The sequence below is a fragment of the Azohydromonas aeria genome, assembly GCF_009760915.1.
In the GTDB taxonomy this organism is placed as follows: domain Bacteria; phylum Pseudomonadota; class Gammaproteobacteria; order Burkholderiales; family Burkholderiaceae_C; genus Azohydromonas; species Azohydromonas aeria.
Genome location: NZ_VIDQ01000036.1, coordinates 1 through 19,520 on the forward strand (window position 1 = coordinate 1; position 19,520 = coordinate 19,520).

General features: G+C 63.9%; 21 protein-coding genes. 9 read left to right on the forward strand and 12 right to left on the reverse strand.

What is annotated here, in order from left to right; all coding sequences use genetic code 11:
• Positions 1-151: 151 nt before the first annotated feature.
• The 4 genes from FJ694_RS19935 to FJ694_RS19950 are packed head-to-tail and all read right to left on the reverse strand — an operon-like array spanning position 152 to position 2,616.
• Positions 152-706 carry a PD-(D/E)XK nuclease family protein gene (locus FJ694_RS19935; RefSeq protein ID WP_157269077.1) on the reverse strand — a complete coding sequence of 185 codons (555 nt, stop codon included), beginning with the start codon at positions 704-706 and terminating at the stop codon, positions 152-154.
• Positions 706-1,164, reverse strand: a complete 459-nt coding sequence (locus FJ694_RS19940; RefSeq protein ID WP_157269078.1) for a CFI-box extended C-terminal domain-containing protein — start codon at positions 1,162-1,164, stop codon at positions 706-708. Before FJ694_RS19940 ends, FJ694_RS19935 begins: the two co-directional genes overlap by 1 nt.
• 11 nt (positions 1,165-1,175) lie before the next feature.
• Positions 1,176-1,466: a hypothetical protein gene (locus FJ694_RS19945; protein WP_157269079.1), complete on the reverse strand. Its 291-nt coding sequence runs from the start codon at positions 1,464-1,466 to the stop codon at positions 1,176-1,178.
• 13 nt (positions 1,467-1,479) lie between these two features.
• Positions 1,480-2,616 (reverse strand): PRTRC system protein D, encoded by a 1,137-nt coding sequence (locus FJ694_RS19950; protein ID WP_157269080.1) that lies wholly within the window; start codon positions 2,614-2,616, stop codon positions 1,480-1,482.
• A 1,206-nt stretch (positions 2,617-3,822) separates the two neighbouring features.
• Here FJ694_RS19950 and FJ694_RS19955 point away from each other — a divergent pair.
• Positions 3,823-5,013, forward strand: a complete 1,191-nt coding sequence (locus tag FJ694_RS19955) for an integrase domain-containing protein (RefSeq protein ID WP_157269081.1) — start codon at positions 3,823-3,825, stop codon at positions 5,011-5,013.
• 40 nt (positions 5,014-5,053) lie between these two features.
• On the opposite strand, the gene FJ694_RS19960 is transcribed toward FJ694_RS19955, so the two are convergent.
• From FJ694_RS19960 to FJ694_RS19985, 6 genes are all read right to left on the reverse strand, one after another.
• Positions 5,054-5,713 carry a YkgJ family cysteine cluster protein gene (locus FJ694_RS19960; protein WP_157269082.1) on the reverse strand — a complete coding sequence of 220 codons (660 nt, stop codon included), beginning with the start codon at positions 5,711-5,713 and terminating at the stop codon, positions 5,054-5,056.
• Between the two features lie 8 nt (positions 5,714-5,721).
• Entirely contained in the window at positions 5,722-6,873 is a 1,152-nt protein-coding gene (locus FJ694_RS19965; RefSeq protein ID WP_157269083.1) for a beta family protein, read from the reverse strand.
• The gene (locus tag FJ694_RS19970; RefSeq protein WP_157269084.1) at positions 6,866-8,161 is read right to left on the reverse strand and encodes an XRE family transcriptional regulator; all 1,296 of its coding nucleotides are present in this window, start codon (positions 8,159-8,161) and stop codon (positions 6,866-6,868) included. The genes FJ694_RS19965 and FJ694_RS19970 overlap by 8 nt, the downstream gene beginning before the upstream one ends.
• Positions 8,162-8,711: 550 nt before the next feature.
• Positions 8,712-9,998: an RNA-guided endonuclease IscB gene (gene iscB, locus FJ694_RS19975; RefSeq protein ID WP_157269085.1), complete on the reverse strand. Its 1,287-nt coding sequence runs from the start codon at positions 9,996-9,998 to the stop codon at positions 8,712-8,714.
• Between the two features lie 469 nt (positions 9,999-10,467).
• Positions 10,468-11,847, reverse strand: a complete 1,380-nt coding sequence (locus FJ694_RS19980) for a hypothetical protein (protein WP_157269086.1) — start codon at positions 11,845-11,847, stop codon at positions 10,468-10,470.
• 45 nt (positions 11,848-11,892) lie between these two features.
• Positions 11,893-12,654, reverse strand: a complete 762-nt coding sequence (locus FJ694_RS19985; protein WP_157269087.1) for a hypothetical protein — start codon at positions 12,652-12,654, stop codon at positions 11,893-11,895.
• A gap of 683 nt (positions 12,655-13,337) precedes the next feature.
• Between FJ694_RS19985 and FJ694_RS19990 the strand changes: the two genes are divergently transcribed.
• From FJ694_RS19990 to FJ694_RS20000, 3 genes are all read left to right on the forward strand, one after another.
• Positions 13,338-13,511 (forward strand): hypothetical protein, encoded by a 174-nt coding sequence (locus FJ694_RS19990; protein ID WP_157269088.1) that lies wholly within the window; start codon positions 13,338-13,340, stop codon positions 13,509-13,511.
• Positions 13,512-13,519: 8 nt separating this feature from the next.
• Complete coding sequence (locus tag FJ694_RS19995) at positions 13,520-13,747, forward strand: hypothetical protein (RefSeq protein WP_157269089.1); 228 nt, start codon at positions 13,520-13,522, stop codon at positions 13,745-13,747.
• A 238-nt stretch (positions 13,748-13,985) separates the two neighbouring features.
• Complete coding sequence (locus tag FJ694_RS20000) at positions 13,986-14,597, forward strand: hypothetical protein (RefSeq protein ID WP_157269090.1); 612 nt, start codon at positions 13,986-13,988, stop codon at positions 14,595-14,597.
• Here the strand turns inward: FJ694_RS20000 and FJ694_RS20005 are convergent.
• The gene (locus tag FJ694_RS20005; RefSeq protein ID WP_157269091.1) at positions 14,580-15,221 is read right to left on the reverse strand and encodes an RNA-guided endonuclease InsQ/TnpB family protein; all 642 of its coding nucleotides are present in this window, start codon (positions 15,219-15,221) and stop codon (positions 14,580-14,582) included. The two genes, FJ694_RS20000 and FJ694_RS20005, sit on opposite strands and share 18 nt — an antisense overlap.
• On the opposite strand from FJ694_RS20005, the gene FJ694_RS20010 reads away from it, so the two are divergent.
• Positions 15,220-16,022 (forward strand): IS5 family transposase gene (locus tag FJ694_RS20010; RefSeq protein ID WP_375140241.1). Its coding sequence is split into 2 segments (ribosomal slippage): positions 15,220-15,550 and positions 15,550-16,022, totalling 804 coding nucleotides; the frame shifts between segments, so codons are not numbered across the junction. The two genes, FJ694_RS20005 and FJ694_RS20010, sit on opposite strands and share 2 nt — an antisense overlap.
• Here FJ694_RS20010 and FJ694_RS20015 read toward each other — a convergent pair.
• Positions 16,019-16,699, reverse strand: coding sequence for an RNA-guided endonuclease InsQ/TnpB family protein (locus FJ694_RS20015; RefSeq protein ID WP_157269093.1), 681 nt, complete (start codon positions 16,697-16,699; stop codon positions 16,019-16,021). The two genes, FJ694_RS20010 and FJ694_RS20015, sit on opposite strands and share 4 nt — an antisense overlap.
• A gap of 559 nt (positions 16,700-17,258) precedes the next feature.
• Between FJ694_RS20015 and FJ694_RS20020 the strand changes: the two genes are divergently transcribed.
• The 4 genes from FJ694_RS20020 to FJ694_RS20030 all read left to right on the forward strand — a co-directional run bounded on the left by FJ694_RS20020 (position 17,259) and on the right by FJ694_RS20030 (position 19,519).
• The gene (locus FJ694_RS20020; protein WP_157269094.1) at positions 17,259-17,441 is read left to right on the forward strand and encodes a hypothetical protein; all 183 of its coding nucleotides are present in this window, start codon (positions 17,259-17,261) and stop codon (positions 17,439-17,441) included.
• A gap of 205 nt (positions 17,442-17,646) precedes the next feature.
• Positions 17,647-18,009 (forward strand): hypothetical protein, encoded by a 363-nt coding sequence (locus tag FJ694_RS20025; RefSeq protein WP_198320913.1) that lies wholly within the window; start codon positions 17,647-17,649, stop codon positions 18,007-18,009.
• A 3-nt stretch (positions 18,010-18,012) separates the two neighbouring features.
• Complete coding sequence (locus FJ694_RS37630) at positions 18,013-18,138, forward strand: hypothetical protein (RefSeq protein WP_259373173.1); 126 nt, start codon at positions 18,013-18,015, stop codon at positions 18,136-18,138.
• An 82-nt stretch (positions 18,139-18,220) separates the two neighbouring features.
• Positions 18,221-19,519, forward strand: a complete 1,299-nt coding sequence (locus FJ694_RS20030) for an IS256 family transposase (RefSeq protein ID WP_157269095.1) — start codon at positions 18,221-18,223, stop codon at positions 19,517-19,519.
• Position 19,520: the final 1 nt, after the last annotated feature.

Here is a 19,520-nt window from a genome sequence, read left to right on the forward strand (position 1 = left end):
CACCCGGCAGCACGCGTGGCCGAGCTCACGCCACGGCTGTGGAAGCAGCACTTCGCCGCCAGCCCGCTGCGTTCGGCCTTGCACGGCGTGAGCGTTTAGGCAAGGACGCCGCGCAGCGGCCGCTTACCGTCGAGGCGCTCTAAAGCCTGGGTCAAATTGCTGTGCCCGAAGGGCGGTCCTGATACACGCTGCGGCATCTGGCCAAGTGGCCGCAGCTTCTGCACATCGTTGTCCTCGCCGCCGGCTGAAGCTCAAGTGCTCGCCCTGCACGAATGCTTCGGTACCTCACGATCAACGCATCGAGCGCTTCGTCGGACAGCAACTCCACCTTGTGCGGCCGTCTGTTCTTTGTCGTAGTGCTCTCCACCAGCACCCAAGCGGTCCTTGATACCGCCTCCCCGGTCTGGTCCGACAGTGCCGCCCGCTGGACGGAAAGCTCAATCACGTCGGTGGTGAAGGCAGCGTCCCAGGCCCGCGTCTTGAGCTCCACGAGAACGATCTGGCCACCATGACGATAAGCGCGGTCGACTCTGGCCACCAACCGGCGTCTCATTGACCGAAACGTCGTTTCCGCGAAGGCCAGCGTGGCGCCGTGCAATGCATGCGGCAGCCACTGTTCTTGGGCCGATCCCCTTCGTGGCCTGATCCGCAGCAAGGGGACAAGCAGTCCAAGGAGCGCTGCAGTTGCAGCGAGCAGTAGCCACATCAGCGTCTCCGGTTCATGTGCCTGTCTACGGCTTTTGCCGCGATCGAAGCCAGTTTCTTCAGCAGCGCACGGACAACTGCCAGCGCAAGTGGGCGGCGCTCCATCCAACGACACAACCACGGGGAGAAGCGGTAGTAGGCCGCTATCAGCCATCTGCCCTTCCGTGTTCTGCGAAGGCACAGATCTCGAAAGGCTCTCAGGGCTCGCGTTTCCTCACCATCACCGAACGCTGCGGTTGCGATGAAGCAGTAGCCCTTGCGTGCACTCGCGGCTATAACCTGCTTGCTTTCCTCAAAGAACTCCGCGTGCGAGGCCAGTCCGTGCTCCTTTGCCTTTCTTTGCTCCAGGGTGTCGCGAGGACCGAGCCTGGCATAAAACTCGATTCGGCGCTCGCAGTAGCTCATCTGCGCCAGTTCACTGGCGCTGATGAAATTGTTGTCCTCTCGCTCGATGCGCACCCTTTCTCCTCTTACGTTGCGTCGGCGTCCCATTCGAGCACGTCGCCCAGGAATTTCCTTCCAGCAACTGGCCCGGTCTCGGGTGTGGGAGGAACCTGCAATTCCGGATTCATGCCTGCAGTGGGCGGCGCTGCAAGGCCATGGCTTTCCAGCAGCAGCCCCTTCGCGGCAAGCTCGCGTAGTCGGCTCGCCCGGCGTCTGGGCTCGCGTATCGCTGACAGCGCGCTATGTAGGCCCGGGCACTCCTCCCTCGCGATGGTCAGCTTGATTTCGTAGCTCGACCGATCTTGCTCTGTGCGCATGCGCAGCCTCCCATCAGGATTGGCTGCCAGGGGCAGTGCCGGATACCACATCAGCGGCTGGAAGCTGCGACGACTTCTCTTCGGGTTCCTCTTGTGGCGCTGACGGGGCAGCAGAAGGCGAAGCTGGTAGTCCGTTTGTCGCGGCGTGGTTGCGTTGGTCCTTTCGCTCTCGTACCCATTCTTCGCCTATGAGCTGGAACCCGCGGACGTTCGCATATATCGGCTGTTCGATTTCGTGTAGTGGATGCCGCGGAAACCTTCTCTTGATTGCTTTGCGGTAAAGGTACGACCCGCCTCCAACGAGCACGATCTGGTCGACGTCGTGAGTGCCGCCCAACCGTTCTGCCAGTGAGTCGAGCGCTTGGTCAGTGACTTTCTGGATCAGTGAGTCGTATCGCTTGAGGTCATGCGCCTTGCCATAGATCTTGATGGGCTTGTTCGTGCGTAGCCCAGTGTCGATCGCTTCCAGGTCTCGGTAGTCTTCCTCGATGTCGTGACTAATGGCCTCGGCGATGGTGCGCAAGATGTCAGAGACACCGCGATTCACCGAGTCGCTGAGCTTCGGGATGACACGGGTGCCGCGCGTCACAAGCCAGTCGAACGTCTTCGCACCTGGGTCGATCACCAGCTTCTTGTTTTCCGAAGAGCCATCTCCGAGACCGCCCGCAGCCGTAAACGCAATAAGCGCTCCATGCGGCTGGGCAACCGCCAGGACTTTCTTGACAAGGACAGTCCGCTTTTTCCCTACCTGAAATTCGCCGGCGAGGCTCTTCTCCAATGCGGCACGCTTGGCCAGGAACTGTGCCACCGGCAGTCCCACAACGAGAAGGTCCACCTCATCCACTTTCATGTAGTGCAAGGCGCCGGCCGTGAGAGCTCGGTACTCGGGCGTTTCGAAATAGTGGTCGTGCAGCTGCCGCGTGCGGAACCGGTCGGTGGCGAGTTCCACGTCAGGTCCTACCTCGTAGTAGAGGCCATCCACCGGCACCAAAACCGTCCGACGCCGGCCGCCAATGTCGTTGGACTTGTCAGCGTGGCTGAAGAAGGCCAGCGACGGAAAGTGGTCACAGTCCACGCGCCCCGCGGTCGACTGCTTGGTGAACTTGGTATTGCCTCGGCCCACGTCGATGGCTCTGACGATTGCGCTCATGACTGGCTCCAGTCAGTTCGGAAGTCCAGAGCATGCGGAATGCGCCGTCTCCAATCAAAGAAAAATCCCGCCGTTTTTTGCAAAGTTGCGAGCCAACCGGTCTATTGGTGTCAGCTAAGTCACCGCTAGCGGTGACTTAGCCCTGATCCAAGCCTCGTCCGGCCGAATGCTTTTCACCGTTAGCGGTGAGCTAGGTCACCGCAGGCTTGTCGCTCCTTTGCAACCGCCTAATCGGCCGTAACTAGAGGCCGACTTTTTCTGCTGTAAAGCCCCGTGGCGGTTGGCCTACGAAAATTCCGGCAAATAACGGCGGCTAGACAGGAAATTACGTTTTTCAAGGCGCGCTTGACAGCCGTGCGGGGCGAGAGTCAACTTCGCATCGAGCCTTGTGCGCCTGCCGCAAGACATCGCGTCATCGCGTTGAAGCAGGCCGGGAGATGCCCCGCAAGCACCGTAGCGCTCGTTACGCGCCCTATAGTCCCCAGCCCTGTGCTGGCAAGCAGACCGCGTCAGTCGCGGTGAGTTGAAGTACTTCGAGCTCGAGGCCGCACTTGGCCCCGAGCACTGTCGCTGTTCTGTGCTTGACGCAGTTCGGTGGCACAGCCCTTGGCGCCCGGCGTTGTCTGGCGTGCCCCTTGGGCCGCGATCGCTCCTTGAGGGCGGATTGCGGCCGCGCGTGTCGTCCCTTGGAAGAGGCTCGCGCTCAAACCCTGTTGTCGTCACCTGTCCCCTGCGAGGGGGCCTTTGCATGGCGGGCCGTCCGAATGGAGACGGCACGTGCAGAGCCAGACGGCATCCCCGAGGCGGCCTGGTGGTAGGGCTGCACTTGCACCGGGAGAGTGGGTTTCAGATCAATCCCAATTCGAAGCGTCCTGTGGGCCTGGAGCCCTGGGCGTTGCGTCATCCACCCTTGAGGTGGTTGGCGCTGGCGCTGTCATGCGCCGTGGGGAGCGTCTCGCCGAAATGCGAGCCGTTCTTCGGGATGTGTTTTTTAAAGATTACCGCTGGGCCCGTGGAGGCCCGAAACCTTGCAAGCACCCGCCAGCTCGTCGAAGGCCGAGCAGCAGGCGGACCGGTCCTATCAGCCTTTGTGAAGCCGTGCGGCCTTGGGGCGCGTCGCAGGGCTCACCAGCTCGTTGGCGCTCCCTGTCGTTGTTCTGACTTTCGGTGGCCGCCGTGGCTCGGGCGGTCCGGTTGGAGATAGAGATGGCAGTGATTCCTTTCGATCCGTCGCGCCGGCGTACGACTCAGACCCCGGTGGGCGGCGGTAGCGCTGAAGTCGCCGCTGCGCCGCAAGGCGGCCGCGACCCGGATGAGGATCTGCGGCGGCTGCCGTTGGGCACGCCAGACTACGTGCGGGTGGTGGACGCGATCCTGCGCAAGAACAACTGGCGCCACAGTACGAAGGACAAGAACGTGTCACGCAAGACGATGCGCGACCGCAGTACCTTCCTGGTGGCGTTCTTCCGCGCGCTGCGCCACGAAACCGAGTTCAAGGACGCTGATCCCAGGGAGTTGGGCGGCAGGCACGTCGAGGCCATGGTCCGGCGTTGGGTGTCCCTAGGCCGATCCACGGCAACGATCCACAACTACCTCAGCTTCTTGCGCACCTACGCAGGCTGGATCGGTAAGCCGGGCATGGTGCTCGCGCCACAACATTACGTGGGCGAAGCGTCACCACATGCTCATCGCTACCAAGTCGCGGTGAAGGACAAGAGTTGGTCTGCGGCCGACGTCGATATCGACGGCCTGATCAAGCGCGTCGGAGAGTTCGACATGTGGGTGGGCGTGCAGTTGGAGCTCTGCGCCAAGCTGGGCCTGCGCCCCAAGGAAGCGCGGCATTTCCGGCCACACGGCGCAATTGTTCCCCGCGAGCAGGCCATGGAGCGTGATGCGCAGGCGTTCCCGCACGCTCAGTGGTTCGTTCGGGTCGTGCATGGCACAAAGGGCGGGAGGCCGCGCCATGTGCCTCTGGCTAACCCGGCGCAGCGCGAATTGATCGAGCGGCTGCAGGCGCTGGTGCCCAGCGGCCTGTTCGTCGGCCGTGCGGAGCACTCGGCCGCGCAAAGCCAGCGCCGCTTCTACTACGTGCTGCAGCAGTTCGGCATCACCAAGTCGGCGCTTGGTGTGGTGGCGCACGGCCTGCGGCACCAACACGCCAACGATCTGTATGAGGCTTTGGCAAGCAGCCCTTCCCCGGTGCGGGGCGGTCAGCTTCAACCGGCGCAGGACGTGGAGGCCAGGAGCGCCACCGCTCGCGTGCTCGGGCACAACCGCCCCAGGGTGACTGGCTGCTACTTGGGTTCGAGCTGCGCTTTCACCGACCGCCTCAACCGCAATAGTGTCGATGCCGCCGATGCAGACCAGGCGTTGCCTGACCTCGGTTCACGCACTTGAGCGGTGCCTCGCAGGTGCTGTCCAGCCCTGCAGCCTTGCGCTACCGCGTGGGGAACCAATCCCGGATGTCGGCCACCTGGTCGTCGAAGAGCAACTTGGCCAACACCACCTGGAAGTCGTGCGTGTCGTAGCGCGGCATGGGCACCAGGGCGTCGGGGATCAGCTGGCACAGCAGCTCGTCCACGTCGACGTTGAGCAGCAGCCGGCAGACCAAGGGACGGTGCTGGTGGATCGAGCATCGCCCGTCCGCGTCCAGAAACGTGCACGGCATGTGGTAGCCGTAGTTCGTCGGGCCGACCGTGGGCTTCTTCACTTTCCTGGGCTTTCGACGGATCTCCCAGCCGATGAGCTGTGCCTCCGCTTCCGTCACGGACACGTGCAGGTGGCAGCAGTGGCTGCAGCCCTTGGCGCAAGCCAGGTGCGGGGCAACGATGTCCGACACCTGCCCGGCCAGGGCCCGCAGCTGCGCCAGCGCCACGCGTGGCGGCTGGCGCCTGTGCTGGATGGCCTGGAATTCGCGCTCGATGCCAGCCAGGTGAGGCGCCGACGCGGCGCGTGCACGCTCGACGCCGGCTGTCGCGTTCACGGGGATGGCGGTGAGGCGCACACGCACCGGCTGCGGCAGGGCTGAAGCTTTGGCAGCCGTAGGCTGGTCCATCGGCGCCAGCGCTGCCTGCAGCATGGATTCGCCCAGCTTCACCGTTGGCGTCAGGCGTACAAGATTGCCTGTTGCATGCCGGCTGGAGCGCTCGGCAGCCTTGAAATCCGGATTCTGCGAACCTTTGCGATATCAGCGACCACCTGAGTAATATGGTGGGTGGTATTGAGCTGGCGCCAAATTGTCGCGTTACCCGCGCTCGGGGCATTATTGCGCGCTACATCAAAAATGTAGGCGTCTGCGGCCGAGAACGTCGGTCCAGCAAAGCTCCCGCTGGCGACTATCCGCTCGAACACATTCTTCATCACCTCGTGGGTAGAACCGGTGCTATCGCCCCGAACGACCAGCCAGCTTGATGCGGTGGTATATCTTGTGTGTGGGATAGGACGTCCCCCGTTGCCACCGAATGCCATCTTGGAGCAGTCGGCTGCAAAGTCCCCGAAGACCATGTGCTCCGCGGTTGAGGGATCAAATTTCACCGCGTCGCTCCAGGCATGCCATTCGTTGCGCGGCTGGGTAATGGTCTGGCCAGGTTCTGCTGGATTTTTCTCCGGGTAGTTTGTCCCAAGGAAGACGACAACGTACCATCGGCCGAGCATCTGCAACTGCTCCAGGGCCGCACGGATGATCGGAGAAACGAGCGCAGGGTCGGATAGATCCGCATCCGAAAAATCTGCAAAGACTGCGCATTTTTCTGCCGACACATCCATGTTCTTCAGAACCTTGCGGACCCGATCGTCAAGCGACGGATCCGTCAGATCGCCGGATTCAATACGGAGACCGAACTTCAAACCAGTAACTATCGCAACCGCACTTTTAAAGGCATCCACCCCCATTCGTTCAAGCTCACCGAGGCTCGCGACCGGAACGGCCAGAACACCTTGGCTACGAGCACGGCTGAAGAGCGAGGGCAGCCAAGAGATCGCCGTGTCCACGCCGCACTCCTTAAACAGCGCCCGCGGGTCAATAAAAACTTCGCGGTCGCGCCAGTATCTGGAGAGAACGCCGCCAACATCGGGGACATCTCGGTCTGCCGCAAAAAGTGACTCCTGACTACTGCTCTTGCGCTCCTTGGCCGGTGGCACGACGAGCATCGGTGCGATGCAATCGGCGATGTCGTTTTGCAGCGACCGCAGCCCGTCCAACTCCCCCATTTTCATTCGAAGAACCGGAACGTAGATCGTCTTCTTTCGACTAACCATTGGCTACCTCGGGTACGAAGAGTTTGCGGACACTGCCTTGGCCTATCTTATCTGCGAAGATTGAATAGTTCTTTCGCTCAAATCTGATGCGGCCAAAGAGAATAGCGGGTGCAATGCCTAACTGTTTAGCAAGGTTTTCAATTGGTTTTGCTACCTTGGCAATGCGAGCCGGCGAACGAGACCAGGTTTCTTCCGGAACAAGCAGGTCAGCTGCGAACTTGTTAGCTTCCTCTTCAAGTTCGTCCACCTCGACGTTCTCAACATCATCGAAGAAACCCGCTGCCAACCCCGTCCTGTAGTGCAAGATGACGTGGGCAACCTCGTGCATCAGCGTGAACCAGAAGTTGTCCAGCGCATCACGCCGCAGGGTCAACCCGATGACTGGAATGTCTTCGACCAAGAAGGCTGCACCGTCGACTTCCATACCTGGAATGTTTCTCTCGATGACGAGCAGTACGCCATGATCCTTCAATAGCGCTTGGGCGAGCAGTGGACCGTTCTCTCGTTCGCTGAGTTTGGCCAATTGCTTTAGCCAAGAAAGTTCCAAAGGGCGGTAGGCCGGCTTTTCTTCATGGATAATTCGCTCTGCTTTCCTTGTGATTTGCGCTTTCCACGAAAGCAAAGCCCAATCCTCCGGGTGGCCTTTTACATTGAGGCCGGTGCGCAAAAGGGAAGGTGTTCCGTACCTTGCAACATGCTCTGATACGTACCGAATCAGCCGCTTGGTTCCGTCCTTCTCGTCGGATTCCACCTCTTCCAGCCATCCATGAGCACGGGCGTGCTTGAGCACCTTCTGAACTTCACTTGGATTGACATCGATTGGTGTCATCCACTTTGATAACTCAGGAGAATGGAATGTGGCCGAAAAATCAACCGACAATGCTCTCGCAACTTTCATGAAGTTGGCGAGGTTGATGTTTCGGTATCGCTCGGATTCCCACCGCTGGACTGCTTGTTCCTGCAGCCCCAACTTCCTGGCCAAATCTTTTTGCTTCCAGTTCTGCGCCAGCCGCGCAACGATTAGGATGTCGCCTAAATCGTTGCCTGCCTGTTGCTTGATTGGTTCGGTGTTTCCTGCTTGCGCCTGCCGGAACGCCTCTAACTTCTTCGAGAGTTCGCGCCGGTCTGTGGTCAGCGATCGCCGGATGCCCTCGATCGCCAACTCCGGAAGTCCGCCGATGATGGACTTGAGCGTTTGTTCGGACGACAAGGCCTGCGAGATCTGAGTGATCTCAGCCTCAAGCTCGCGCGCTTGGCGCTCGTTATAGACAAGTTCTTTGAAAGCCACTCGCTCATTCTACACAACGAAAATGTTGTGTGATCGGATGTGCGTGGCAAGCTTGCGAGGTCGACATCCTGCGCGCGCTGCCGCAGCACCCGGGCCAAGAAGGACTCCCTTGCCATCTAGCAAGCCGCTGCTTGGTGTTCGTGGGCAACCCGATCGGCCGCAGTCCTGACAGCTCGGCGGTGCTGGTACTGGTGCAGCAGTTGTTGCGCATCTTGTCCCTTGTTGGGTAAGCGCTCCGGGCATTTGGCTTTGTTTGCGTGATGCAGCGCCTTCCCGGCCAGGTGCGCGAGCAGCCAAGGCCAGTCCGCAGGCGTTTTCCCGCCATTGGCGCTGGGCGCCGCAGTGCTCACAGGTGACGGGCTGCCTGCCCGGCATACCTGCCCATTGCGTCTTGGTCGGCCGCATTCAGGGTAGCGGCGAACGCCAAATTGCCCCCTTCCATCATGTTCTCCGCGAGGGGACGCCATCCAATGAGATCAGCCGCACAGCGGCCTGGAGGCAGGCCGTGCGCACTGGGTGGCGGGGATTCGTGGAGTGAGGGTTCGTGTTCTCAGAAGTAGGCATAGCCGTCAGCCCTTTGCACGGCGGTGAGGTACTTGGGATGCACGTCGAACGTGGTGTCCTTGGAGGTCAGGCGAAATGAGGGGCGGAACCGGATGGCAATGCGTCCTGTGTGCCGGCCGGCGTACTTGCCTGTAGGCACGCGGGCGTTGACCAGATCGCCCGTCTGGAATCCCAAGAAGAACTTGGCCCTCGGCGCAGCCGTCCTAGGAAACCCGTATTTGTCGGGGCGGCACCGCTGGCGCAGGCCATGGCCGCATGCCTTGATGCGCAACGGGCGCAGGGCGGGATCGAGCGCGACCAGGGCGCCGCTCTCACCCACGCATGCCGCGTCGATCCAGTGTGCCTTGGGGTAGCCCTGTCGCGTGCGGTTGAACTTCGTGCGCGCGCCCGATCCTGCCTCGACGGCCAGCTCCGTTGCGGCAAGCGCGCTGAACAACGCCCAACGTGTCGCGTTCACGGCGGTGGTGTCCTTGAGCGGCTGCTTGAGCTTCGCCTTGATGTGTGCCAGCACGTCCGGCTTCCTGCACAGGAACTGCTCCACCGGATCGGCGCCCTTGGCCCGGTTGCAAGGCCCGCAAGACAGGGTGAGGTTGCTCACCCGGTTGGTGCCGCCGCGCGAGCGCGCCACGACATGCTCGATCTGGAGCGGCACGCGGCTGGCATCGCAGTAGGCACAGCGGCGCTGCCACTTCTCAAGCAGGTACTCCCGCACTTCGTTGCCGGCCAACTCACCCTGCTGGTATTCGGCGCCGCTGACTTCAGGGTTCTGCATCGCCTGCGTGTCGAACTTGACGCGCTCAACCGACAGCTGCGCGACGTTGGAACTGCTCCAAATGCGCCGCACCCAGGTCATGGTCGTGTCCACGCGGTGTTGCAGGGATGGCGGCAGCCAACCGTTCGCGCGGCGCCGGTTGTCAAAGCGCGGGGCGCGGTAGCGGGTCTTGCGGCTGCGGCGGTTGCGCCGGTACATGCGCCGGTCGTCCAGCCCCTTCTTGATCGACTCGCCGCGATGCTCCAACTCGGCTGCGAACACCACGCGGCCCGCCTTGTCCAGCAGCGCCAGGCCGGTCGCCTTGGAGCCCGGGTCGATCTTGAACGCCAGCGGCTTCGGGTCAGCCTGCGGCTTTTCTTCGGTGAGGATGATGGTGAACGGGTAGCGGCGCAGCACTGCGGCCTTCCCGTCGCGCAGGAGTCGGCGAGCCTGCGCTGGGCGGCAAGGCGAAAGGGGCCGCCTTGCCGCATCCAGCACGAACACAGAGTTCTCGGAATACATGGTTTCAAAACTCCTTCACGGCCTTGCGGCCGGTAATGTTTGCCTCGGCAATGTCCCAACGGCTTGTTGAGGCGGGAACCTTCGCCAGCCTTCTCCCTGCTGGCACCATGATTCCTGCCGACAGAGCCTGGGACTGGCACGCATCCTAGGGTGTCATGACCGTCTGAACGTAGTTCATCAAGATCGCTCCTGAATCACTGAGCCTGGTCAACCGGGGAGCCTGCTTTCGCAAGCTCCATCCAATTCATCGAATCGGGTGGAGTGGTTGACTTGAGAGGCGGGACGCCGAGCTGGCGGCGCTGCGGTTGCCCGGCGGCTGCTGGACTGGCCGTTGTGTCGCTCGCCACTTCCCACGTCGCCAGGTTGTCGCTGGCGCCGCTGTCCGGTCGCGGCCTGGATGTGCCGGGAGCTTCCACTGCTGATTCTTCGAGGCTGGATGTCGGAAGGTCGTCACCGGCGTGGCCATCGCTCATGCCGTGGCTTCTTGTGCCGCTATTGTCTCCTCCAACCGCGGCAGGCCTGGGACGCCTTGCGGATCGTCGTCGCACGCGATCCGCGCGACTTCCCAAGCCCGGATGGGCCCTGCGAGCACGCGGCGCAGCCACGGCCGGTAGAGGCGCTCTGCGACGACGCTGGCCATGGCCTGGGGCATCCATGTCTCGTCCGGGTCCAGCGGAGCCAGTACTTCCCGCAGTCCCTGGCCGGCTGCCGCAGCGATGAAGCGGCTGCGCCAAGCCGAATCCCGGTAGCCCAGGTGGTGCGCCACGCACTCGACCTGTTCGTCCGACAGGAACCCCGGCGTGTACAGCACATCCGTCAGGTACGTCGACAAGTCCGGCAGCACGTCGCCGTAGTCGCCCTGCTCGGCGGCTGCCACCGCGCTCTCGAGCCGCGACTTGGCCCGATCCGTCAGCCGGCGGCCGCGGCCAGCGTGCGCTGTGAGTGCGCAGGCGTCGCAGCTCAGGCGTGTCGCCGGGCTGTGCTCACCGATGTCGCGCGCCAGCTGCTGCAGGACCGAGTCGCGTGCCAGTCCCAGCAGGTGCACGCGGTCCGGACGGGCGCGGCGCACGAAGTCAACCACCTGATGCGGCCGCCACGCCCTGGCGTTTGAAGGAATGCCCAGCGTGTGTGGCCGGTCGTCCAGCAGCGCCAGCAACCGCTCGTATGCGTGCAGCGGCGCCACATTGGCATCCTGGAGGGGAAAGACCGCTTCGGCCCCGGAGTCGATCCACCGGTGGATGCGCTCGATGTGCAACTGCTGCAGCTCCAGCGTGCGCCGCTGGTCGCCTACGCAGTCAGGCATGACCAGCAGCAGCCCTTGCCGCCTTCGGGCACGGCGACACAGTTCGTCGTAGACCGGGAACACCAGTTCCTCGAAGTCCATTTCCTTGCCCGCGCGGAACGCACCGAACGCGCCCGAATCGACGAAGACGCGACCGCCGCGGTCAACGTAGGAGACGATCTTCGCTCTCACCTTCACCGTGACCTCGGTGGCCGTCACGCCCACAGGCATGCCTACGAGCGCGTACCCCAGGAAATCCCAGAACGCCGAGGCGCCCGAGCCAAAGCGCTCGATGCGCACCGGGATGCCGGCGCTGAAGAGATACAGGTTGGGGGGAGTCGCGGTCTGCTGCTCAGCGTGCCACCAGGGGTAGCGGCCAGGGCCGCTTGGGCAGCGTCGGTCGCCGGCGGCGGCGTCATCGTCAGTCAGGCCGAACATGTCGATTTGCGCAGTTGCCATCTCGCGCTCCACCATGGATCCGAACGTGGTTGCGCAAAAAACGGGCAACGCAACCAAACTCTTTTGCTGACAGCCACTTGCGGTACGTTTGCCGGTCTTGCGCGGCAAGTTCTCCACAGCGGCAGGGGATAACTCGCGACTGGGCGGCCGGTCTCAACGCAGCCACTCGTGCTCACGAAGCACCTTGACCCACATGGCGAACCCGTCGCCGCTGGACGCGTTCAGGCAGCCATCGGGCATGCGGTCCCAGCCGGCACGTATGAGCTCGAACGGCACCACGTCGGCCCTCTTGCGCCACACGAGGCGGCGAAATCCGCATTCCAGCGCCGCGCGCGAGATGGCGGCCAGGAGCAGCGACGCGCCGCCCGGCACGTCGTCCGCCACGGCGATGCCGCGAAGCTCGGCCGTCAATGCATCGTCCAGGCATTCCAGCCGCGGCTTTGACGCCACGGCAGCGCCCGCGATCGTGCCGTCACAGGCACGTGCGACGCCGACGGCCACCTCGTGGCCATGCAGCTTTCCAAGGGACCGCTGGTGCTGGCGGAACACATCGTTGGCCTCGCGCAGCTCGATCCGCTCCATCGTCCAGGCCCGCCGTTGGGACAGGGCGTGCCGGACAGCGCCGGCGCGCACGCGACGGGCGCGGGAAGTGAGGTTGCCCGGGCAGTCGTGGCCAGCCGGCACGCAAAGGGCCGACGGCGCGGCGCCTGGTGCGTCCAGGTGCAGCGCGCCTTGGGCGGCGGGCGCGGCCGCAGCAGGCAACTGCTGCAGGCCCTGGCGGCGTACCGCAGTCTCCCCGTGGTGAGTGAAAGCCTGCCGCACGCCGGCCAGCAGGCCCTTGGCGGACAGGCGGAGTTGCAATGCAGAGGGCCGTTGCGGCTCGCCGACGGCGAGCCTCTGTACGAGGGCATTCATGGATACGCTCCTTGGTGCCTTGCACCTGGCGCTGATGGGCTGGTGCTGGCAGTCGGTGGGGGTGCCGGTTGCGGTGCGTCCGCATCGACACGCTGGAGACAGGCTATGAGCCCAAGGACCGGCCTCAAGGTGGCGCTGGCCGGCGGGGCGGTGCCGTAACTGCGTAGCGCTCTGTAACCATTGCCTGCGCAAGTCGCATGAACAGCTGCCGCGTTCGGTGCAAGTGAGCATGCGACGCGATGTGATGGCCTCTACCGTGCCAACAGTCTGGGTGGCAGACTGGTTGCGCTTTGCAGTTGGCGTTCGTGCCGACTTGGCCCTTGCTTCCGCGCTCTCACGGCGCTGGTCAAGGTCTGCGGTTGCTCATGGGCACCGCGGCGTAGCGGTCGTTACCCGCCCTTGAAGGGACGTCCCTGTGACGTCCACTCGGCTGCCTTCGCAGCCGACAAGCCTGCTGCCTGCACAAGGCACACGCTCTGTGCGTCCGTACTTCGGTCGGCTGCCAGAGTTGGGACGCAAGTCCTGCTCGCGCGACGGTCTCGCCGCAGCTTCGGCTGTGCCTGCTCGTTGCCTCTTCGGAGCGAACCACCCTTGGTGCGTGACGCTCTTCAACCCGGCATGGGGAACATCGTTTCCCGTGCGGGGACTGGTGTTCCCTTTTGCTCACGCGAAAGAGAACCGCCATGTCCTGCATCGTTCACAACAACGTGATCACGTGCCGCCTGCTGGGTGGCTCTGGCCGGCCTCAGCCTCGTGCTGCGGTCGCGGTGAAGGTACCGGTCCTGTTCAAGGCAGCCGCCTGTCCGACGAAGTCGGATGCGGTTGAAGTGCTCCAAGCGTGGCCGCTGGCTGCGTGAGTTGTCCCTTGGACAAGGACGAGTGGAAGAGCTTCCTGCGCTGGCTCGATGAGGCCAATCTGCAGGAGCTGCGCGCGCGCCAGCAGCGGATCGTCGACGTCCTGGTGGAAATCAGGGATCGCGACGTTCGCAGCGATGCGCGCCGCATGCTGCGTCTGATCGATGCGGAGATCCTGGCTCATGAGAGCCGGGGTCTTCGCCGGTCAACGCCACGCAGGCGTTCGAAGAGCGCTTGAGGCGGCGGGAAAGGTCAGCCCAGTCGGGACGGTCCAACGCGGCCGCCCACAGGGCTTTCCTTTCGAGAGCCGCACGACCTCCCTCGATGACTTCGAGGGCTACGCCGGATCGCTTCATTGGTCTGGCCTTTTCTGGGTTCCGCTTGACCGCGGCTCCCGACTTTGCAACCGGCGGGGATTCGCTGTCTCCCGCCGGGGGATGGTTCGTCCCCATTTTCCACCTGGAAAGGAGTGAACCATGAACCAGCCCAACGGCTTCCAGCAGAACCGACGCTGGCAGCAAGAGGAAGCAGCCTGGATGGATCTGTACAAGAACGTCGAGGACTTGACGGTCGCTGAACAGATCGTGGAGCTGCTCGAGTCGGACGCCACCGCCCGGCACGAGCATCTGGCCCTGTACCTGCAGGCCAAGGGAACGCTCAAGCGCTGCAACGCAGCACGTGCGCGTAACCAGCGTGTCGGCGCCGCCGTACGCGCAGCGTTCTCGTTCGTTTTCGTGAAGCCGTTCAAGCTTCTCGGGACGGCTCGAAGCGCTGTGGCGGACATGGCGGTGGAGATGCTGCCGCAGCTGACCAAGACCGCGGAGGTGCCGCTCGTGCCGGCCAAGCCGAAGCGCGCGACCACCCCCCGACGCAAGCCTGATGCTGCCAAGCAAGCAGAGCCTGCGCAGGTCCAGGTCGCGGCGCTGCAGCAAGACGGCGAGCTCGGCAAGAAGCTCACCGCTGCGCCTGCGGAGTTGGCACCCGCTGAGGTAACTGGCACCGCTCAGGCGGCTAACGGGGAAACGGTCCCCAACTTGACTTCCTCCCTAGGCCTGAAGGCCCAAGAATTCCTACCGCGTCGGGGCTAAATTAGCCTTGGTCGCTTCGGTGGGTTCCTGCTTCATCGCGGCTGCGCGCCTTGCCCTTACAGGCTTGGCGCGGCTGACTTCCGCTCCACAGGCAACGGGCCTTTCGGCCCAGACCGCGAGCCCCGCGGCCAGGATGTTTTTCGCAGCATTGAGATCTGCGTTGTCGGAGTGTTCGCAGGCAAGGCAGTTGAACCGTGCCTGCGAAAGCCGGTTGTCGGCGGTCACAAAGCCGCAGCGGTGGCAAGTTTGGCTGGTGTAAGCCGCCGGCACGGGGACCACGGCACCGCCCCGGGCGGCGCACTTGTACTCCAGCTGGCGCCGGAACTCGGCCCATCCCTGATCCAGGATCGCGCGGTTGAGTCCCGCCTTCTGTCGCACGCGCTTGCCCGGCGCGTCTATTGAGCCCGCGGCGCTGGCCGACATGGCGGTTACCTTCAGGTCCTCAATGGCGATGACCGGATGCATGTCGGCCAGCTCGGTGCTGAGCTTGTGTAGCCAATCATTGCGCTGCGCGGCGATGCGCGCGTGCAGCCGCCCCAGGCGGTCCACAGCCTTGAGCCGGTTGCGCGAACCCTTAGTGTGGCTAACAAAACCGGTTCCTTGCCGAATATCATGAGCACGCATGAAGCGAGCGCTGGTAAGCAAGAAGCTGTGGCAAGAGTTGGAGCCGCTGGTGCCCAAGGTGGCGCCTTCGGCCAAGGGCGGGCGACCGCGCGCAGACGATCGGGCAGCGTTCAACGGCATCTTGTTCGTACTCTTCACCGGCATCCCTTGGGAGGACTTGCCCCAGGAATTGGGCTGGGGCAGCGGCATGACGTGCTGGCGGCGACTGCGCCAGTGGCAAGCGGCTGGCGTGTGGGAGAAGTTGCATCACGCACTGCTGAACCGGCTGCGCGAGTACGACCAGATCGACTGGCACCGCGCCAGCGTCGATGCGGCCAGCGTGGCCAGCCCCCGGGGGGCCCGGAAACGGGCCCCAACCCCACCGACCGCGGAAAACTCGGCTCCAAGCGCCACTTGATCGTCGATGGCCGGGGCACGCCGCTGGCGGTGTGCGTGAGCGGGGCTAACCGCCACGACTCGATGCTGTTCGAGGACGTCATCGACGCGGTGCCGCCTGTGGCGGGCCGGCGTGGGCGCCCGCGTCGGCGTCCCGACAAGGTCCACGCCGACAAGGGCTACGACTACCCCAAGTGCCGCCGCGCACTCTCCCTGCGTGGCATCGCGGTACGGATCGCGCGCCGTGGCATCGAGAGCAGCGAGCGGCTCGGGCGCTATCGCTGGGTGGTGGAGCGCACACATGCCTGGTTTGCTGGTTTCGGCAAACTGCGCATTCGCTTCGAACGTCAACTCGGTACCCATATGGCGCTGCTGCAACTCGCGTGCGCGGTCATCTGTCTGCGAGCCGTCGATAGGTTTTGTTAGCCACACTTAACCTTGCGCGACACAGCTCGCTGCGCGTGGCGCAGCCGGCACTGCTGCTTGCGCAGGGCATCCAGCGGCAGCACGGTGCGGCCGTCCGACATGGCCGCGAACAACGCCACGCCCAAGTCCACGCCCAGCGTGGGCCGCGCGTCTGCGCTTGGCATCACGTCTGGCAGTTCCACCTGCAACGACACGAACCACTTGCCGCGCTCGCTGGTAACGCTGGCGTTTCTAAGCACCCCGGGCACGGGCTGCGACTGGCGTAAGCGCAGCCAGCCCAGCTTCGGGAGCTTCACGCGGGCGTTGTCCTGGTCCAACGCAAACTGCTTGGGATCCGGAAAATGAAGGCTCGGCTCCTGGCTGCGGCGTTTGAAGGCCGGATAGCCTCTGTGGCCGGCGAAAAAGCGCTGGTAGGCCTGCTCCAGCCGGCGCAGCGTCTGCTGCAGCGGGTGGATCGGTGTCAGGGCCAGCCAAGCCGTCCCCGGCGCGTGGCGCCACGCGGTAAGCCACTTGCACATGACCCCGTACCCGGCAAAGCTCTCGCCGGCCTCACGCCGGCGGCGCTGCTCGGCGATCGCGGCATTCCAGGCCCAGCGGCACGAGCCCGCGTAGCGGCGCAGCGTGCGCTCGATACTGGGCCCGGTGCGAAGCTGGAAGCGGATAGCTTTGATCGACATGGCTAACCCAGCGTAGCTGCCGAAGCCGCCAGTTCAACAGACGCGCGCGCATCGCATCCGCGTGGCACGTATCGCCTTGAGCTCAAAGGGCCGCGCCCTCGACCTCGTTCCGAAGGGCGAGGCTTGCCGTGCTACTGATCAAGAGCGCCTGACGCTCTTCGTCGATGAGCCAGTGCAAGAGGCGGGTCTCCCTGGAGGTGCCCCAGTAATGCCTTTTGCACCTGGCCACGTACTCGTCCAGGTCGTGGACCGACTTCACACCCACGGGAGCAATGCCCGTGATCTTGCGAAGCCGGTCCACTTCCCGGGGGGTCAACCTGATTTGGTTTCCAAGCCTCAGCATTTCTCGACTCCAGCAGCTGCATGGCCTCCATGTGGCAGCCAATGCGCGAGTTGTAGCGCAAGGGGCGAAAAACACCGAAACACCTTGCCACCACTTCGATCAAGACCAGCGCCAGCGCACGCCTGTCCGCGGCCACGCGCGCTCCACGAAGTGGGCTCCGAACAACTGGGCGGTTGGAAGCTGCATGCCGCAGCTGCCGCCTTCAGGGAGACACCCATGGAGGTGATCTTCTTCACCCGAGGCGCGGACACGCGCTTCGTCCTACCCGCAACGAGGACCTGTGTCTTCTTCTGCGGAGGGCGGTGGCGCACCGCGGTTCTTCGCTGCGCCGCCACGTACGCGGTCGCCCTCCTCGAGCACGGCTGGCAGCGCCAGCCCGTGGAAGTCGTCGAGCGGTAGCCGCGCGCCACACGGATCTGCCGCCAGGGATGGCCGCGGCTCCGCTACCCGGCCGGGCCACCAACTTGGCTCGGCTACCGAGCTCGCCGGCGCCTGCGCGCTGACACCCAAGACCGCCGCTGCGGCGCTGCGACAGCGTCGCCGGCGCTGCAGCGGGTTCGCCGCCCACATGGACGGCGCCGATTCAACCTTGCGAGGTACTCGAATGTCTCAACGTCTCGTGAAGACCCCGTGCGACGGCCAGGCTGTCGTTGTCCAACTGGGATGGGACCGGCCGCTCGCCGGCTTCTACTGTGTCGTCGAAGCGGCTGACAACCAGGGCGACGAATACGTCTACAGCAACCTGACCGACGTCGAGCTGCTGGACTGCCACGGCTTGTCGCCCGACCTGGCCTACTTCGAGGCCGTGCTGCAGCGCCTTGGCATCAGGGTGCCCGCAGCGATGTTCCAGGCCACCCGGGAAGACGCTGCCAACAACGTCGGCAACCGGGTCGTCTGGTACGACGAGGAGCCGCCGATGGGCGGCGTGCCCGGTGCCGTGGGCTTGATCAGCCGGCCGCAGAGGTGAACCATGCCTTCTGTTGAGCTGATCGAGAGCCTGGCTCGCGTGCAGGTGTACCTGAAGGAGATCTGCAAGGCCTTCTTCGATACCCCTCTCGTGGTCCACGTGCTGGGGCAGGTGATGTCCCACGGATAGTTGGAACTTGAGGCGGCGGTTTCCCCGGTGAGTTCGACAGAATCGAGCTTGCCAACCTGAAACCATCGAAGAGGAAACCGCCATGAAGGATCGTAAGGCAAAGCCTGCCGTGAAGGTGGCGCACCGCAATGACCGCACGCAGATCAAGCGCGTGCTGGGCGAGAGCGGGCAGGCGCTGCTGCCGATGCTGGAGCTGATCGAAGGCGCACAAGCCAGCATCGACGAGCTGATGCATGAGACCGCTGTTGCGCTTGTCGAGCAGCTGCTGGTGCTGTCGGCGCAGGAATTGGCCGGAACCAAGCTGCGCGGCCGAGAAGCAGGGGCAGTGCTGTGGCACGGCAGCCAGCGCGGTGTCGTGGCGTTGGCTGAGCGGCAGCTTCGCGTGCAGCGGCCGCGGCTGCGCGACAAGAGCGGTCGTGAGGTCAACGTGCCGGCCTACGACCGGCTGCGCGACGACGCCAACATTGGCAAGCGTGTACGGGACATCATGGTGGCCGGTGTGTCCACCCGGCGCTACGCCGAGGTGCTGCCGCAAGCCGCTGGCACCGTGGGGGTGTCCAAGAGCAGCGTGTCACGGCGCTTCGTCGAGGCCAGCGCGGCGCAGTTGGCACAGCTCAACGAGCGCAGCCTGGCACAGCTGCCGGTGCTGGTGATCTACATCGACGGCATCTGCGTGGACGGCCACCACGTGATCGCCGCCGTCGGCGTGGACGATGCCGGCGACAAGCACTTGCTGGGCCTGAGTCTTGGGGCTACCGAGAACGCGCAGGTGGTCAAGGACCTGCTGCGACGGCTGATCGAGCGCGGCCTCAAAGCCGACGTGTCGTACCTGTTCGTCATTGACGGCTCCAAGGCGCTGCGCAGCGCGATCGACGAGATGTTCGGCACTCGCGCCAAGGTCCAGCGTTGCCGTACCCACAAACTTCGCAATGTGTTGGAGCGGCTGCCCAAGGTCGAAGCCGCGCAGACCAAGGCCGTGATGATGGCCGCCTACAAGCTCGAAGCCAAGGATGGCATGGCCAAGTTGCGCAAGCAGGCCCAATGGCTGCAGCGTGAGCATGCCGATGCGGCCGCTTCGCTGCTGGAAGGTCTGGAGGAGACGTTCACCGTCAACGCCCTGGGCCTGCCGCCGTCGCTCAAGCGTTGCCTGTGCACGACCAACATCATCGAGAATCCCAATGGCATCGTGCGACGCACGAGCCGCCGCGTCACTCGCTATCGTGACGCCGACATGGTGCTGCGCTGGACAGCTGCGGGCTTCCTGGAAGCGCAGAAGTCATTCCGCAAGATTCAAGGGGTGAAGGACCTCTGGATCCTCAAAGCTGCACTGGATCGAGGTATCGAGCAAGCTCGCGTTGACGAGCCAATGAAGGCCGCGTAAC